Origin of the sequence: Ureibacillus sp. MALMAid1270 (assembly GCF_049202975.1) — a bacterium.
Classification (GTDB): Bacteria; Bacillota; Bacilli; order Bacillales_A; family Planococcaceae; genus Ureibacillus.
This window is the reverse complement of sequence record NZ_JBMIRP010000012.1, coordinates 21,763-36,827: the sequence shown is the minus strand read 5'-3', so window position 1 is coordinate 36,827 and position 15,065 is coordinate 21,763. Positions and strand designations below refer to the sequence as shown.

Genomic DNA, 15,065 nt, shown 5'->3' with positions numbered 1-15,065 from the left:
CTGTGGTTATTTCATCGTTGCTTTAACCATATCAGAAATGGATTCTTTTTTCATTTATTTGATGCATGGACCATTTAGCTCAATACCTTGATAGATAAGCATTATTTGGTTATCAAAGATTTTTTATGAATAATTCAGGCTTTATTATATTTGGTAGAAAATTGATTTACTTCCGATACAAGAAAATTAAGCCCAATTGGAAGTTCAATATTTATACCATATTCTCCACCAGTCAGGTCTCTTAGAGTTTCTGTTTTATATATATTTCCGGATTGTAAATGGTATCTCGCTAACACGCTGTAATATAATTCATCATCATATGGTTTTGGGAAAAATGAGATCACTTCGATTGCCACTTTCTAAGATTATTTTAGTTTTTATATGTCTAATTACATAAAATTAAGTTATGTATTCATCTTACAATATAAAAAAAACAAATTGGTGATTTTTAAATTGGTGGATGAGTCTCTTTAACTTTAACATTTCCATCATACCGTTTTGGTATTAAAGAACGTGGCAGTGAAACGTAGTAGTGATTTAATCAATCACTTCTTCAATAAATTGATATTTAGAAAGTGAGATATAGCCATTACAATGGTCACACTTAATACCCCAATCATATTGGATCTCTTTTATTCTATTTATATCAATATTTGTGACTTCCTCACACTCATCGCAGTATAATGGTATTTCGTTATCACACAAAATTTCCTCAATATATTCCTTACCTACATCTTCTTTAATACTGCTAAACCATTTTGTTTCTAAAAAAATGTTATTATAGAGTTTTGTAATATATGGGATTGGTTCAAATAATTCTTCGTATAATTTAATAACAACTCCCGTTGAATAAAGCATTAAAGTTGGCAATTTTCCATAATAGTAATCCCATCTATTAATAAAATCATCTTCCGTTAAAAAAATATTATTAAAATCGATTGTTCGAATAGATTTTGCTGTAGTTACTAAATGATTTGCTTTATTCCACATTAACTCTAATCCAAATGGAGAATTGTAATCATATCTCAATTCATACATATAGTTATCATCTAATTGATTTAATAACTTTTTAAATTCATTTTTATTCATTGCTTCAAGCAATATTTTCCTCATTTTTTTATTTTGAAATTTCCGAATTCCTCCGATTTCGTACTTATCTATATCCCCTGCATCTATCAATGATAGTAGTTCATCCCCGTATGTACATATCCACTCTAAATAAAACAAATTATCTTTAAATGGCTTTCTTAATAGTGTATATGAAACTGCAGTCTTACCTTTTTCGGATGCTTTTAACGACTCCAAAACAAAGCTTAAGAAATCCCCCAACAGTGAATGGAATATTTTCCTTTTTAGAACAATACTTGCTTCTACCTCATATTCATTGCTTCTTAGCCAATCAATAACATCTTCTGCTTGCTCTATTCCCTCTAAGCTCGTTCTCCCATTTTCTTCTATTTTATAACCTTTTAGTTGATCATTTTCGAGACACTCATGAAAAATACTTACGCAAACATCATGAAAATATAAACATAAATTATGTTTGATAATATATTTCTCTGGTATATGAACCTCATCATAATAAGTCATCAATTGAACCCCTTTTAATCATTAATTGTTACCTATTATTATATCTTTTATAGAACACACTTCATATTTATAAAAATCAATTAAAACCCCTAATTTCAAATTAAAACTCACCTTGGGGATTATTAATAAAATGGAGATTTAAATTATCATACTTCAATTTGAAGTTAACCTTTCTTTTTATAAAAGCCTGTTTACTGCTACATTACTTTTCATTTTAAAGAATGGGTTTTTAGATGTTCAACAATATATTTCGCATCAAATCCTACTCCTTGCAGGATTGCCGAACCACGACGGTACTGCCAAGGTAAGCCAATAAAGTAAAGCCCTTTTAAATTTGAAATGCCTCGATTCTGAATTATTTTACCCTTTTCATTAAACACTTCTCTTATCTCTAGCCATGGGTATTTTAAATCAAAACCTGTAGCCCATATAATGTTATCGATACTTAGAGTAGTTGAATCTTTAAAGGTTACTACGTTATGTATTCCATCAATAACTCTAGGTTTAAGTAAAACTTCTTTTCTCTTAATTGCATCTTTCAATTCAAAACCAAAAATAGGATCTCCTTTTTTTTGAATTACTTTTCCTAAAAAGGAATTCGTACTAGCCTTTAATATTCCGATTTTATCTAACCACCAATACATGCTTTTATTAAAAAATACTAAAGGTAAAAAAGATAATTTTTGACTAATCGCTATATATGTTTCTGTTTCCTTTGATAACTCTACTGCGATTTGAGCTCCACTGTTTCCTCCGCCAACTACAAGCACGTTTCCTTCCTTTAACTGAGTCGAGTTTTTATAGTGTGAAGAATGTAGCTGATTAATGTCACTGGATAATTTCTTTGAAAATGCGGGTATTCTTGGGGTTTGGAATGCTCCAGTTGCTATGATAAGATTTTTAGATTGAAGTATACCTTGATTTGTTTCTATGTAGAATATGTCATCCTGATGTTGTACCTTAATTACTTCGGTTTGTAATTGAATGGGAAGGTTAAATTCTTTCGCATATTGCTTTAAATAACGAACGATTTCATTCTTTGTTGGGAAACCATGTGCCTCTCCTTCAAGTTTTAAACCAGGTAGAGCATCATATATTCTAGGGGTAAATAAAACTAAAGAGTCATATCGGTTGAGCCAACTTTCACCTATTTCATTTCCTTTATCTAAAATTAAAAAGTTCTGATTTTGTTGTTTTAAATAGTAACCGACAGCAAGACCTGCTTGTCCAGCTCCTATTACAATAGTGTCAACCATCCATTTCACACCTTTCATTTCTTTAAAAATGGCTTTCCAATTTGGAAAGCCATTTAAATTTATTCTTTTACTCTCATTAATCTCATGCTATTTAATGAAACTAAGAGTGTTGCCCCCATATCTGATAGAATGGCGATCCAAAGAGTTAACCACCCAGGTACAACCAATAGTAATGCAAGTAATTTAATACCTATTGCAAAAGTAATGTTAGCCTTGATAATATTTAATGCTTTGCGACTTAACTTAACTGTGAATGGGAGTTTTCTTAAATCGTCCCCCATTAAAGCAACGTCAGCAGTTTCTAAAGCCGTATCCGTTCCTGCTCCACCCATTGCGATACCGACTGTAGAAGCTGCTAATGCTGGTGCATCATTTACACCATCGCCTACCATTGCAACATTACCAAATTCACTTCTTGATTGTTTAATATAATTTAATTTATCTTCTGGCATTAATTCTGCTTGAATTTCTGATACTCCTACATGACTGCCAATTGCATTCGCAGTCCCCTTGTTATCACCTGTAAGCATAATTGTTTTTTTGATGCCAAGTTGATGCAACTTTTGAATTACTTCTTTACTTGACTCACGAACTTCATCAGCTACTGCAATAACACCTAACACTTCTTTGTCTGTGCCTATTACCATCGCTGTTTTCCCTTGGTTTTGAAGTTCAGTAACTGCACTCTCTTGGTTAGAATCAAAATTTGATACTGTTAACTCCTTAAAGAGTTTTGGACTACCAATATAATAAGTTGTTCCATTAACAGTACCCATAATTCCTTTACCTGTTATGGAAGAGAAGTCCTCAACTAAAACATCAGAATATGCGATATTTTCCTGATCTGCTTTTTTAATAATCGCTGAAGCTAGAGGATGCTGCGAACGAGTTTCTAAAGCTGTAATTACTGAGAGTAGATCATTTTCATTAACGTTATTGTTAAACAATTTATAATCTGTCACTACTGGAATGCCTTTTGTTAATGTACCAGTTTTATCAAAAGCAATTGCTTTTAAAGCACCCATTTCCTCTAGATAAACTCCGCCTTTAATAAGGACACCCTTTTTGGCTGCATTACCAATTGCAGAAACAATTGATATCGGAGTAGAAATAACGAGCGCACAAGGACAACCAACAACAAGAACTGATAATCCCTGGTAAACCCATGTCGACCAACTTCCGTCAAAGAATAGAGGTGGTACAACTGCAACTAATGCCGCAATAATCATAATAATTGGTGTATAGTACTTCGCAAATTTATCAACAAACGCCTGAGATGGTGCGCGTTCAGCTTGCGCTTCCTCTACAAGTTCAATAATTTTTGAAATGGTCGTATCTTCTACTAGTTTTGTTATTTTTACTTCAAGCAAGCCCTCTTCATTTAGAGTACCTGCAAATACTTCATCGTCAACTGTTTTACCAACAGGAACCGATTCACCAGTGATCGTTGCTTGATTCACAGATGAGTTACCTTTAATAACAACGCCATCCATAGCAATCTTTTGACCAGGTTTAACAATCATAATATCGCCAACTGCGATATCATCAACATGAATTGTCATTTCCTGACCATTACGTCTAACAAGTGCTTCTTTTGGTGCAATATCCATTAATGAGCGAATAGATTGTCTCGCTTTATCCATTGAAAAGCGTTCGAGTGCTTCACTTATGGCAAAAAGAATAACTACAACCGATGCTTCTGCCCATTCACCTATGATTGCTGCGCCAATTACGGCAACAGTCATCAGTGTTTTCATGTCAAAATCAAGACGTTGTAAATTTTTGAAGCCTACTTTGAATAAAGAGTAACCCCCAATAACTATAGATGCGATAAATAATAATGAAGTTATGAGGTTATCTTCGCCATTAACGAATAGCGAAGTATAACCAAAGACGATAAAGAGTAAAGCGTATAATAAAGTACTATGTTTTTTGTAGAAAGGTACTTTTTCTTCTTTTTTAACTTCATGATTGTCTCTGTTTGTTTGTTCAACTTGTCGGATAGGCTTATCTGGGCGTACTTTTAGATTTTCAAATGCCCCCGCTTCTTCTAGTTGCTCAATAGTTGCTTCTCCAACCACGCTAATTTTAGAAGCTCCAAAGTTCACTTTTGCATCTTGTACGCCAGGAATTTCTTTTACATTTCTTTCAAATTTCCCTGCACAATTTGCACATGAAAAGCCTTCTACACGATAAATATTTTTTGATTCTTCAACTAATATTGGTTGGGGTGGTAATTGTCGTTTTGGTTTTTCAGGCGTCACTTTTAAATTTTCAAAAGCCCCCGCTTTTTCTAATTCTTCAACTGTTGCTTCACCAAAAACACTGATTTTTGATGCTCCAAAATTTACTTTTGCGTCTTGTACCCCTGGCAACTCTTTTACATTTCTTTCAAATTTCCCTGCACAATTGGCACATGAGAAGCCATCAACCCTAAATACTTTTTTGTCTTCTAATTCTTTAGTTGCTTCACTCAACTTCAGCAACCTCCTTTTGATGTTCAAAAGCAACTTCAATTAGTTGTTTAACATGATCATCATCTAACGAATAGTAGACTAACTTTCCTTCTTTACGGTATTTAGCAATTCCTAAATTATTTAACAATCTTAAATGATGAGATGCTGTTGCGTTTGTTGCACCTACAATATTTGCTACATCACATACACACAACTCATCCTCTACTGATAATGCATACGCAATTTTGATTCTTGTATCATCAGAAAGAGCTTTAAAAATTTTAGCTACTTCAAAAGGATTCTCCTTCGACAATTTTTCCGAAATTGTCGTTACTTTTTCTTCATTTATACATGTAATTTCACATGTATCTTTTTCTTTAGCCAATCAAGTCACCTCTTTTTATTCAAACGAACGTTTGATTGTTATTGCTTAAATTTTACATCTTGATAAACAAATAGTCAAATGTATATTTGAATAAATTAATGATGGATTATAAAAAGTATTAAAAAATTTAGCTACTTTATTACAAAATTCAAACATTATAAGGCCAGTCCTTATTCAACATAAAAAAGAATGCTAAAATTAAATAGTTAACTTTAAATAACTTATTGAAAGAAGGATTATAAATGGATTTTTTATATTTCCCCGAGGATAAAACGGAATATTTACCTGTTATATTTGAATTATTGGTGTTATTAATTTTATGCTTTATTGTATTCAATTTAATTCGACGGATTTCTAAGAAACAAGAATTAAAAGCGAAAGAAATTGAGGAACGTATTTTACTTGAAAGACAACACCTAAATGCCCCAAGCAAAACAGAGGAATAATAATAGTCATCGTATGATATTTGCAAAAGAAACTGTAGACAATTGTTACAAAGCGATTATTTACAGTTTCTTTTTCTTTTATATTTTATTTAGTGATTATGATCATGTTTCCCGTTTTCAACTTTACAAATAATTGAATTTTCATGACTATTTTGATCACTTTCCAATTGAATCGTTACATGCCCTATTCCCTGATGTTCTAATTCATGTTCTATTAAATGTAAGATTTGTTGAGAATCATTAATAGTTAAATCCCCATCTACTACTGCATGACATGATAGTGCGTTTTGTCCACTAGTTATTGTCCATACATGTAAATCATGTATACTTTTTATTGCTTCAACCTTTTCAAATATTTTAACAATTACACCTAAATCTATATTTTTTGGAGTACCTTCCATTAAGATGTGAATTGCTGAATTTGTAACACGTATCCCACTAACAAAAACAAGAACTGCAACAATAACACTTGCGGTAGGATCTGCCCATCCCCAATTAAATAACATGATTAGTGTTGCAGCAATAATTGCAGCAATAGATCCTAGCATATCACTGATTACATGAAGGAATGCAGCTCTTAAATTTAAGTTTTCTTTCGTATCTCCTCCACGCAGCATTATCCAGGCTACAAAGATGTTTATTAATAATCCAACAATAGCTATCATTAACATTCCAGTTGATGCTACTACAGGTGGAGTAATGAATCGTTGTATCGCCTCGTAAAAAATGTAAAGAGCAATTAGTATTAATGTGATTCCATTTATAACTGCTGCAAGTACTTCAAATCGTTTATAACCATAAGTCTTTTTATTATTTGATACCTTTTCACCTAATGTAAAAGCTACTAATGCTATTGCTAATGATATTGAATCACTAAGCATATGGCCTGCATCTGATAAAAGGGCTAGACTGTTAGTTAAAATCCCGCCAATTGCTTCAACAAACATGTACCCAGTAATAATAATAAAAGCAATGGTAAGTGTTTTTTTATTTCCACCATGTGTATGGTCATGACCTTGTCCCACTTATTTTCCCTCCATTTCAAGGTTCATTGTTTACATTTTCTTCTGCCATTTTATACAATAGTTTGTTCTAAAATAGTCCTTTTAACTGAAAGTTTAATTGGAATTATAAAATATAAAAAAATCCCCAAATTAATTTGGAATTTTTCAACCAAATAAATTTGAGGATGCTAATTAACGAAACACATATTTAATTATTAATTAAAATGGTACTAACACCAACGGATTCATATGTCCAACTTTTTGACCTGCCCAGGTACCATTATGCAATTCAAAATGTAAATGTGGTCCTGTAACGCGACCTGTTGCCCCCATTTTTCCTATTTCCTGTCCTTTTGATACCGTTTGTCCAGCTCGAACACTGATTGAACTCATGTGAGCATAAACGGTTGTATAAATTTTTCCATTAATCGAATGTGTAAGGATAACAGCATTACCATATGTACTAAGAGGTGCAGCATAAGATACAACTCCATCCGAAGCTGCCACAATTGGTGTTCCTGTAGAATTGGCTACATCTACACCATAATGGAATTCACCACCACCAAAACTTCTCCATCCGTAACCAGACGTAAATGTACCATATGTAGGAGTTGTCCATACTCCACTTGATGTTACAGGAACATTAGGAGAAGATGAGTTATTATTTGCATTTCGTTTACGCTCTTGTTCACGTGCTAGTTCTGCCATACGTTTCTGTTCTGCAATAATCTTTGCTTCTAAATCTTCACTAATTTCATGTACTTCTTCGTATTCATTTTCCAATTGCTGTTTTGTGTCTTTCAGCTGTTTTTGTTCGGCTTCAAGTTTAGCAATTAAGGCCGTTTTGTCTGCTCTTTGTCTGTCTAAATTTGTTTTTAATTCAAGCAATTCTGTACGATCACTCTCAAGTTTCGCTAGCGATTCTTCTAAATCTGACTCTTTTATCTCAATTTTCCTAATATCTTCATTTTGTTCATTTATAAGGTTACGATCAGCTTCCATTAATGTATTTGCTGCAGAAAACCTATCTATGAAATCAACAAAACTATTTGAACCAAGTAAAATATCTAAGAAACTTATTGTTCCGTTAGATTGTATAGCTCGTAAACGTTCATCTATTAGTTCATTTCGGTTATCGACCTTCTCCTCTAACTCTTTTATATCCGCTTGTAATTTTTCAATTTCTTGAGTCATTTGTTCAATGCTTGTTTCAATTACATTTATTTGATCTTCCGTAGCAGTAATTTCCTTATTAAATTCTGATATTTGTTTTAATAAACTATCTTGTTCTGATTGGTTTGTCTGAATTTCAATTTTCTTCTCTTTTAACTCTAAGTTTAACTTATTCTTTTTTTGTTCTATATCATTCTGTTCTTCTTTTAAACTATTCAAATTATTTGCTGAGGCTTGTATATTGAGAAAAATAGTTGATATCAACAACGTTATAGTTCCAATTAAGACAAACCCTTTCATTCTCTTATTCAAACAAAAATCCCCCTGACACTTTACTAACTTGTAATAAAAAGGCCAATTAGTACTCTTCATAACTATTTGAATGAAACTAATTATACCATTTTGCATACTTAATAGATTTTACAATTTAGTTTCAAATTATTGAAGTGTTAAAAGTTGGAGGATCCCCCGGTACAGTCAAATAAAACATAGGGTAGTTGAATTAAATTAATTATAAATATACCCCTAGTATTCTATTAACATTAACAACAAAAGACAAAGCATGATGAATATAAAAAACACCAAATCAAATTTGGTGTTTAAAATGTGTAGTGAAACTAAATATGAGTTGCTCCAGTTTTTGATTAACCGTTAAAAATGGACCGTACTTAATAATGAGTTGACCAAAAAATGTTGCTAGATCATTTTTAAATATAAACCCATTATCACTATTCCTGCTAGAGTATAAACAACAACTTTCAAAATGGATGATTTATTTAAAGTCGGAAACAATATTTCCGTTACTGTAACCATAAAAATGATACCTACAGTAAAACTAATCAGAGATGCAGATATAATCTTGAACTCAAATCCAATAAAGCCACCAATAATTACTCCTAGAGCAACTGGAATGGATACAACCAAAGAGAACAACAATAAAATTAAGTTATTTATACCTGACAACATTAATGGTGTAAATAGAATAATACCTTCAGGGATACTATGGAATAATAACGTCTGCAACATTGAAATTGTAAATTCATTATCCTGGCTTGTCCCTAAAATAATACCCATAGGAAAATTGTGTACAAAAATACTAAACATCAATAGCAACCCTGTATGAAGATACATTGGTTCCTTCGATTTTCTTCCTATTGAATGGTTGTAGTTCAATATATTATGTAAAAATTCAAATGATATCATCCCCATTATTAGCCAAACAATACTAATAGACCATCCACCTAACTCAATTGCTTCTGGGAATATTTCAATACAAATTAAGCCCAGAATTAAACCTGCGCATAAAGCATAAATGCTGTTTATTTTGTTTTGGAATCCCTTAAATACCCACGCAATACTTCCACCGATTAATATACCTATAGAATTACTCAATAGACCTAATAGCCACATTCTTATCACCTTTCTATGGTTATAATTAGTGATATGGTAATTCTATAGTTTTTATGTATATTATCTTTTAAGTTAAGCTCAATTATTAGTAGTCAATTCCAGTTAACTCTGTAAATTAATCTTTAGTATCGAATTTTTTTAATTACTAATATTTCCGGACTGAATCCCTTTATATATCTTAAATACAACTGGTTTTATTAAGCAATACATTAGAAATCCTACTAATCCACCAATGGTATTTGTAATCAAATCAGTCACATCAAAAATCCTTACCCCTGTACTACCCCACCAAACACCTAGTAATTGCGAACATTCTATAAATAAACTAAATAAAAATGTAGTAATAAGTGTTCTAATAACACCTTTTTTCTTTATAATCGGATATAAAAAACCTAATGGCACCATCATTAATATGTTTAAAAAAACTTCTCTAATTGCCCCATCATACTTTAACATTACATCTCTAAATGGAATAGCATTAGCTGTTTCCAGGAACAAATTGTTGTTTCCGCTGAATGGAATAGTAAAGGGCATAAGTGTTACATACAAGACCATAACCAAATAAACATACATTAATGATTTAATTATCAACGACCCTATCGACTCTTTACTCCATTTTTTATATAAGAAATAATAAATCAATGCTAATAAAATAAAATCAATAATGTAATCCAACTTTAATTCCCCTTAAACACAAAAAAATAATAATTATTTGGCTCATAAATTTGGAATAATTACAAACAAATCAATCAAACTCCAAATAATCATAAACGCTAATATAATACCTAACCATAACCATTTAGACCTAATCATTATTCTCACCTTCTCATATATACATGTGGTTTGGGGTAGTATTAAACTTTCTACCTATTCAATTACTTCCAGCCAGTCCTCAGAGATAATACTTGTATACAGTTAGAGTTTACCTTGTTCAACGTCTTTAGCGAAGAGATTTAAATAGTTCAATAGTGCCTCTCGAAACTCAATTGCAAATGCATTATCAGTAAAAGTTAAGTCTTGTTTATTTCTCAAAATTCCTTCTAAACTCCAATGTAAATATTTGGTTTGCTTATTAGTTTGTTGTTCTAAGTAATACAAGTTCTTTGTTCCAAATAATAATCTCATCATAAATGGAGCTTTGCGACCTGTTAATAAAACACGATCCCTTTTGGAAACCATAATAAGTCTATCATAAAAGTCAGAATCACCTTGGAAATTTACAGATACTTTATAAGGATAATGAACAGTAAGATCTTCTTCAATTGATACTTGAAATTCATATAAAGGTATAGTCATATTTTCCATCTCCTCTGTTCTCCAAAACTTCAATACTATTTAGATTTAGTTCTAAAATCCAGTAAACCCTCCAAAAATAGGTGTTAAAAATGCTATCAATTTAGTCATCATATCAAAATACAACATGATACCCATCAAGATCATGATGCCCCCGCCTATTTTCATAAATAATTCACTTTTATTTTTTAAGAACTTCATTTTCCCAATAAATAAAGACATGATAAGGAATGGAATTGCAAAACCTAATACATAAAACAGCATATAAAACATTCCTCTACCTGGATCAGATATTCCTAATGCTATAACTCCAGCAAGGATAGGGCCTGTACAAGGCGTCCATCCTGCAGCAAACCCGATGCCTATTACCACAGACCCTATATATCCTTTTGGTCTTTTCTTAAACTGAACCCTTTTTTCAGATAGTAAAAAATCAGCTTTAAAAACTCCTAGAATGACTAATCCAAAAACAATCATAATAATTGCACCAATTTGTCTTAATAAATCCTGGTATTGAATAAAAAAGACTCTGATGAATGATGTTGATAACCCTAGTGCTAAAAAAATAATAGAGAATCCTAATAAAAACAGAAGAGTATGCACCAAAGCTTTTCGATTAAATACTCCCTTTTCCTCTTTAAGTTCATTTAAAGTTATTCCAGTTAAATATGAAAGAAATGCTGGGTACAACGGTAACGAACATGGAGATATGAAAGACAATAAACCTGCGCCAAAAGCTAGTAAAATACTTATTTCAACCATTTATTCACACATCTCCTTACCTAAACTAATTTTTTGATATTCTCAAAAACTTATTTGGATTTCTTTGTAAACAAGAGAATCATGCAGATGTTTATTAATGTAAAAGCGATTAAAGCTAAAAATGGTATTGTAATAAAACCAAACCAGTTAATATATTGTGCAGAACATGGAACTCCACTTACACAAGGTTTAATACCACCAAATCCAGGTATCTTTTGTTCAAGATAATGAAGTAGTGAAATTATGCTACCAACAAGAGACAGTGGCAGTACATATTTTTTCACAGATGTATCACTCTGAAATGTTCCTATCCCTAAAATCACGACCAATGGGTACATAAAAATGCGTTGAAACCAACATAAATCGCATGGTATAAAACCTTTTATTTCACTAAAATAAAGACTACCTAGAGTAGCAACAAGTGATACGAACCAAGCAAAGTATAAAATCAATACCTTTGGATTGTTTTGACTAACATTATTACTCATTTTTACTAGCCTCAATTTCACGGTCGATTACTTCTTTAATTGCCTCATAATCGAATGGATCTTCCATCGTAATTCCATTGATATTGATGGTAGGTGTTTGTGATACATTATGTTTTTCATATAATTCTTTATCAATTTCAACTTGTTCCAGTGTTAATTGCTTATCAATATCTTGTTTTAACTGTTCTTGATTGACAGATGGATATTCACTGGCAATCTCAAGTAATTTTTCTGTAGTCACCCAGACATCATCATGATTAGCTACTTCTGGTTGTGCAGAAAACACTTTTTTGTGGAAATCCCAATATACTTCAGGATTTTGTTTGTAAACAGATTCAGCCCCTAACGCTGCAAGAACTGACTCTTTACCGTGGAATAGAACGTTTACATAAGAAAATTTAACATCACCCGTTAAAACATAATCTTCTACGAGTTTGGGATATATCATTTCTCCCCACGCTTTACATGAAGGACATTTAAAATCTCCAAATTCCACCACAGTAACAGGAGCATTTTCTTCACCAAATAATGGTTGTCCTGTTATATCTACTTCATTTCTAACTATTTCCGCCTCTTTTGGTGCTTGGTTACTGCCTATGATTACTATTGCAGCTATGATTACAACTGCAACTAATGTAAGGATTACTGCAAATTTCATATTCAAATTTTTCACAATCAAAACTCCTTTTACAAATGATAATATTAATAAATAATAACAAAATAAGGAATATCCCCCTATTTCTCTCCTTTAGGTATTCTCAATGATTGTAACAAATTTACCAAATCAATCAAATATTCACTTGAATGTATGATTGACAATTTAGTGACTAAAACAATATTCAATAGGAAAAAGAGGTGCAATTCTATGTAAGAATTAGCACCTCTTTTCACTTTTACACCTTGCTATAACTCCCTACTGAATTCCAATCATTATTCCTATGTACACAGATAGTGACATCAAAAGTGAAGAAAATGTTGAAACAAAAACTGATTTCTTTCTAATAGCAGCAAATATGGTTAGTACCATAAATAATAAACCTAAGCCAAATAATAAGTAACTTTCCATTCCGAAAGATAAAGTTACATTAAAGACTTCAATACCATTAGCATTTTGTATTGTATTTATAATTTCTCCTTCATATAGCATTTCAAAAAGGGGAGATGCACCTTCTGTATTGAGCAACAAATAGATTTGATGTGGTGGCCATGACTGTCCCATAAACGCTGTAAGTCCAAACACAATAAGTGCATAAACACTTTCCAACCTTGTCCATTTCAAAGGATTAAATAATTCCTGATTAGATTTCCTTTTAAACATGACTCCATTGATAAAAGCGAATAACACTAAAGAAATAATAAAGATGTGTTTCAATACTAATGCTTGTCCATAATTAACGAGCAGGCTATTTTGATATTCTTGGACGATTGAAGCATTTGGATCATCGTATGAATCAATATCCATTTCCATCGTAAAATAACCAGCCACGATCGTAACAAGAAGACAAATGATAGCGACAGGGGTAAACCATTTTAAAAATCTTAACCAATTATTTTTATTTTTGGCGAACCAACTTACAACAAAAAGAATACCAATCCACACAGTTACCGCTAGGAAATGAAGTGTATGGGAAACGAATCCTTGCCATTCTGTTATTGTGGCTGCATGGCTGGATCTTCCATAGCCTAAAAGCATTAAGAAAGTTAGAAATAGCGCCCATATCGTTAAACGTTTATTTGTTTTCAGATTTTTAGCTAGTAATACACAAATCAAAATAACGGATATAATGGTAATAAACAACCATGCTTTTCCAATTTCAAATGTAAATACAACACTTTTTATAAAGAACCAAAGATCCATATCACCTGCTAATAAGTATGCAGTTTGAAATACTGGTAGGAAAGCTGCAATTGGTATTAAAACTGCAGCTAGATAAAGTATCCCTTTTGGTACATTTATAGGTGGTTTTTTATTTTCAGGTACAATGAATAGGATTAAGGAACCTATTAGTACCGAGAAACAAATGTATAAAATAAATTCAGTTAATGAAATTAAGAGCATCCAGAATTCACCCTTCGACTATTTTTTACGATTACTAAACAACATCCATGCTACTATCCCTATGACTGCAATAATCAAGCATATAATGATGATCATCACTAAAGAAGACTGCTCATTTTCATTGCTGGATGATTGATGTTGATTTTCTTCTTCTTGATTATTTACTTCATCCGTTGTTGATGTTTCTTTTTCTGAAGTACTATTGGTTTCTTCTTCTGTTTGAGTAGTTTCATTCTCATCCTCTGTCATTCCAGGTACAGTGATTGTAAAAGAATATTGATTTTCAATATGATGATCGTCTGCCCCAATCACTTTCCAATTTACTTGATATGTACCAGATTCAAGCGAGTCCTCAAATATTGCTACAAGTACATTATCATTTATCTCATAGGATGAAGGGTTCAATTCATCTCCCACGTCATTTACTAGAGTAAGAGTGCTCCCATTTTCAATTTTCGTATTAAATGATAGCTCGATTCTGTTTATGGAATCATTTACTTGTTCGCCATCTGCTGGTATCGAATTTTCTAAAACAGAATGTGCATTAGCCATACTTATTGGAAACAAACTAAATAACAATAGTACGATTAACGACATTAATAAAGACTTTTTAACTTTCAACATAAAATACTTCCTCCATTTATGTATTTTCATATTCATTTAACTTCAGTTACCACAAGGAACTCCCTTCCTAATTGATTTCTCATAAATTTTTTGTCTTTATAGAAAAATTGACAAACATA

Annotated in this window: 15 protein-coding genes; 1 reads left to right on the top strand and 14 read right to left on the bottom strand. The window is 31.8% G+C overall.

Annotated features, from left to right (window positions below; genetic code table 11):
* Positions 1-537: 537 nt before the first annotated feature.
* The 4 genes from ACOQFO_RS00970 to ACOQFO_RS00955 all read right to left on the bottom strand — a co-directional run bounded on the left by ACOQFO_RS00970 (position 538) and on the right by ACOQFO_RS00955 (position 5,687).
* On the bottom strand, positions 538-1,590 hold the full coding sequence (locus tag ACOQFO_RS00970) for a hypothetical protein (protein WP_421687846.1): 1,053 nt from the start codon (positions 1,588-1,590) through the stop codon (positions 538-540).
* A gap of 209 nt (positions 1,591-1,799) precedes the next feature.
* Positions 1,800-2,846, bottom strand: coding sequence for a flavin-containing monooxygenase (locus tag ACOQFO_RS00965; RefSeq protein ID WP_421687849.1), 1,047 nt, complete (start codon positions 2,844-2,846; stop codon positions 1,800-1,802).
* A gap of 59 nt (positions 2,847-2,905) precedes the next feature.
* On the bottom strand, positions 2,906-5,323 hold the full coding sequence (locus ACOQFO_RS00960; protein WP_421687845.1) for a heavy metal translocating P-type ATPase: 2,418 nt from the start codon (positions 5,321-5,323) through the stop codon (positions 2,906-2,908).
* Complete coding sequence (locus ACOQFO_RS00955; protein ID WP_340436110.1) at positions 5,316-5,687, bottom strand: metalloregulator ArsR/SmtB family transcription factor; 372 nt, start codon at positions 5,685-5,687, stop codon at positions 5,316-5,318. Before ACOQFO_RS00955 ends, ACOQFO_RS00960 begins: the two co-directional genes overlap by 8 nt.
* Positions 5,688-5,929: 242 nt before the next feature.
* Between ACOQFO_RS00955 and ACOQFO_RS00950 the strand changes: the two genes are divergently transcribed.
* The gene (locus tag ACOQFO_RS00950) at positions 5,930-6,133 is read left to right on the top strand and encodes a hypothetical protein (RefSeq protein ID WP_340436108.1); all 204 of its coding nucleotides are present in this window, start codon (positions 5,930-5,932) and stop codon (positions 6,131-6,133) included.
* A gap of 89 nt (positions 6,134-6,222) precedes the next feature.
* Here the strand turns inward: ACOQFO_RS00950 and ACOQFO_RS00945 are convergent, their stop codons facing one another.
* The 10 genes from ACOQFO_RS00945 to ACOQFO_RS00900 all read right to left on the bottom strand — a co-directional run bounded on the left by ACOQFO_RS00945 (position 6,223) and on the right by ACOQFO_RS00900 (position 14,946).
* Positions 6,223-7,158, bottom strand: coding sequence for a cation diffusion facilitator family transporter (locus tag ACOQFO_RS00945; RefSeq protein WP_340436107.1), 936 nt, complete (start codon positions 7,156-7,158; stop codon positions 6,223-6,225).
* A gap of 198 nt (positions 7,159-7,356) precedes the next feature.
* Positions 7,357-8,622 carry a murein hydrolase activator EnvC family protein gene (locus ACOQFO_RS00940; RefSeq protein WP_421687844.1) on the bottom strand — a complete coding sequence of 422 codons (1,266 nt, stop codon included), beginning with the start codon at positions 8,620-8,622 and terminating at the stop codon, positions 7,357-7,359.
* A 384-nt stretch (positions 8,623-9,006) separates the two neighbouring features.
* Positions 9,007-9,720, bottom strand: a complete 714-nt coding sequence (locus ACOQFO_RS00935; protein WP_421687843.1) for a ZIP family metal transporter — start codon at positions 9,718-9,720, stop codon at positions 9,007-9,009.
* A gap of 138 nt (positions 9,721-9,858) precedes the next feature.
* Positions 9,859-10,395 carry a VanZ family protein gene (locus tag ACOQFO_RS00930; protein ID WP_421687842.1) on the bottom strand — a complete coding sequence of 179 codons (537 nt, stop codon included), beginning with the start codon at positions 10,393-10,395 and terminating at the stop codon, positions 9,859-9,861.
* 240 nt (positions 10,396-10,635) lie between these two features.
* The gene (locus ACOQFO_RS00925) at positions 10,636-11,016 is read right to left on the bottom strand and encodes a hypothetical protein (protein ID WP_340436663.1); all 381 of its coding nucleotides are present in this window, start codon (positions 11,014-11,016) and stop codon (positions 10,636-10,638) included.
* 51 nt (positions 11,017-11,067) lie between these two features.
* On the bottom strand, positions 11,068-11,775 hold the full coding sequence (locus ACOQFO_RS00920; protein WP_421687841.1) for a cytochrome c biogenesis CcdA family protein: 708 nt from the start codon (positions 11,773-11,775) through the stop codon (positions 11,068-11,070).
* A 50-nt stretch (positions 11,776-11,825) separates the two neighbouring features.
* Entirely contained in the window at positions 11,826-12,263 is a 438-nt protein-coding gene (locus ACOQFO_RS00915; protein WP_340436667.1) for a disulfide oxidoreductase, read from the bottom strand.
* Positions 12,256-12,921 carry a thioredoxin domain-containing protein gene (locus ACOQFO_RS00910; protein WP_421687848.1) on the bottom strand — a complete coding sequence of 222 codons (666 nt, stop codon included), beginning with the start codon at positions 12,919-12,921 and terminating at the stop codon, positions 12,256-12,258. Before ACOQFO_RS00910 ends, ACOQFO_RS00915 begins: the two co-directional genes overlap by 8 nt.
* 255 nt (positions 12,922-13,176) lie before the next feature.
* Positions 13,177-14,322: a copper resistance D family protein gene (locus ACOQFO_RS00905; RefSeq protein WP_340436433.1), complete on the bottom strand. Its 1,146-nt coding sequence runs from the start codon at positions 14,320-14,322 to the stop codon at positions 13,177-13,179.
* An 18-nt stretch (positions 14,323-14,340) separates the two neighbouring features.
* On the bottom strand, positions 14,341-14,946 hold the full coding sequence (locus tag ACOQFO_RS00900; RefSeq protein WP_421687840.1) for a copper resistance CopC family protein: 606 nt from the start codon (positions 14,944-14,946) through the stop codon (positions 14,341-14,343).
* Between the last annotated feature and the right edge of the window lie 119 nt (positions 14,947-15,065).

Coding starts and splice junctions, on each gene's coding strand:
- ACOQFO_RS00970 (WP_421687846.1), bottom strand. CDS start 1,590: ATGACTTATTATGATGAGGTTCATATACCAGAGAAATATATTATCAAA.
- ACOQFO_RS00965 (WP_421687849.1), bottom strand. CDS start 2,846: ATGGTTGACACTATTGTAATAGGAGCTGGACAAGCAGGTCTTGCTGTC.
- ACOQFO_RS00950 (WP_340436108.1), top strand. CDS start 5,930: ATGGATTTTTTATATTTCCCCGAGGATAAAACGGAATATTTACCTGTT.
- ACOQFO_RS00935 (WP_421687843.1), bottom strand. CDS start 9,720: ATGTGGCTATTAGGTCTATTGAGTAATTCTATAGGTATATTAATCGGT.
- ACOQFO_RS00925 (WP_340436663.1), bottom strand. CDS start 11,016: ATGACTATACCTTTATATGAATTTCAAGTATCAATTGAAGAAGATCTT.
- ACOQFO_RS00920 (WP_421687841.1), bottom strand. CDS start 11,775: ATGGTTGAAATAAGTATTTTACTAGCTTTTGGCGCAGGTTTATTGTCT.
- ACOQFO_RS00915 (WP_340436667.1), bottom strand. CDS start 12,263: ATGAGTAATAATGTTAGTCAAAACAATCCAAAGGTATTGATTTTATAC.
- ACOQFO_RS00910 (WP_421687848.1), bottom strand. CDS start 12,921: ATGAAATTTGCAGTAATCCTTACATTAGTTGCAGTTGTAATCATAGCT.
- ACOQFO_RS00905 (WP_340436433.1), bottom strand. CDS start 14,322: ATGCTCTTAATTTCATTAACTGAATTTATTTTATACATTTGTTTCTCG.
- ACOQFO_RS00900 (WP_421687840.1), bottom strand. CDS start 14,946: ATGTTGAAAGTTAAAAAGTCTTTATTAATGTCGTTAATCGTACTATTG.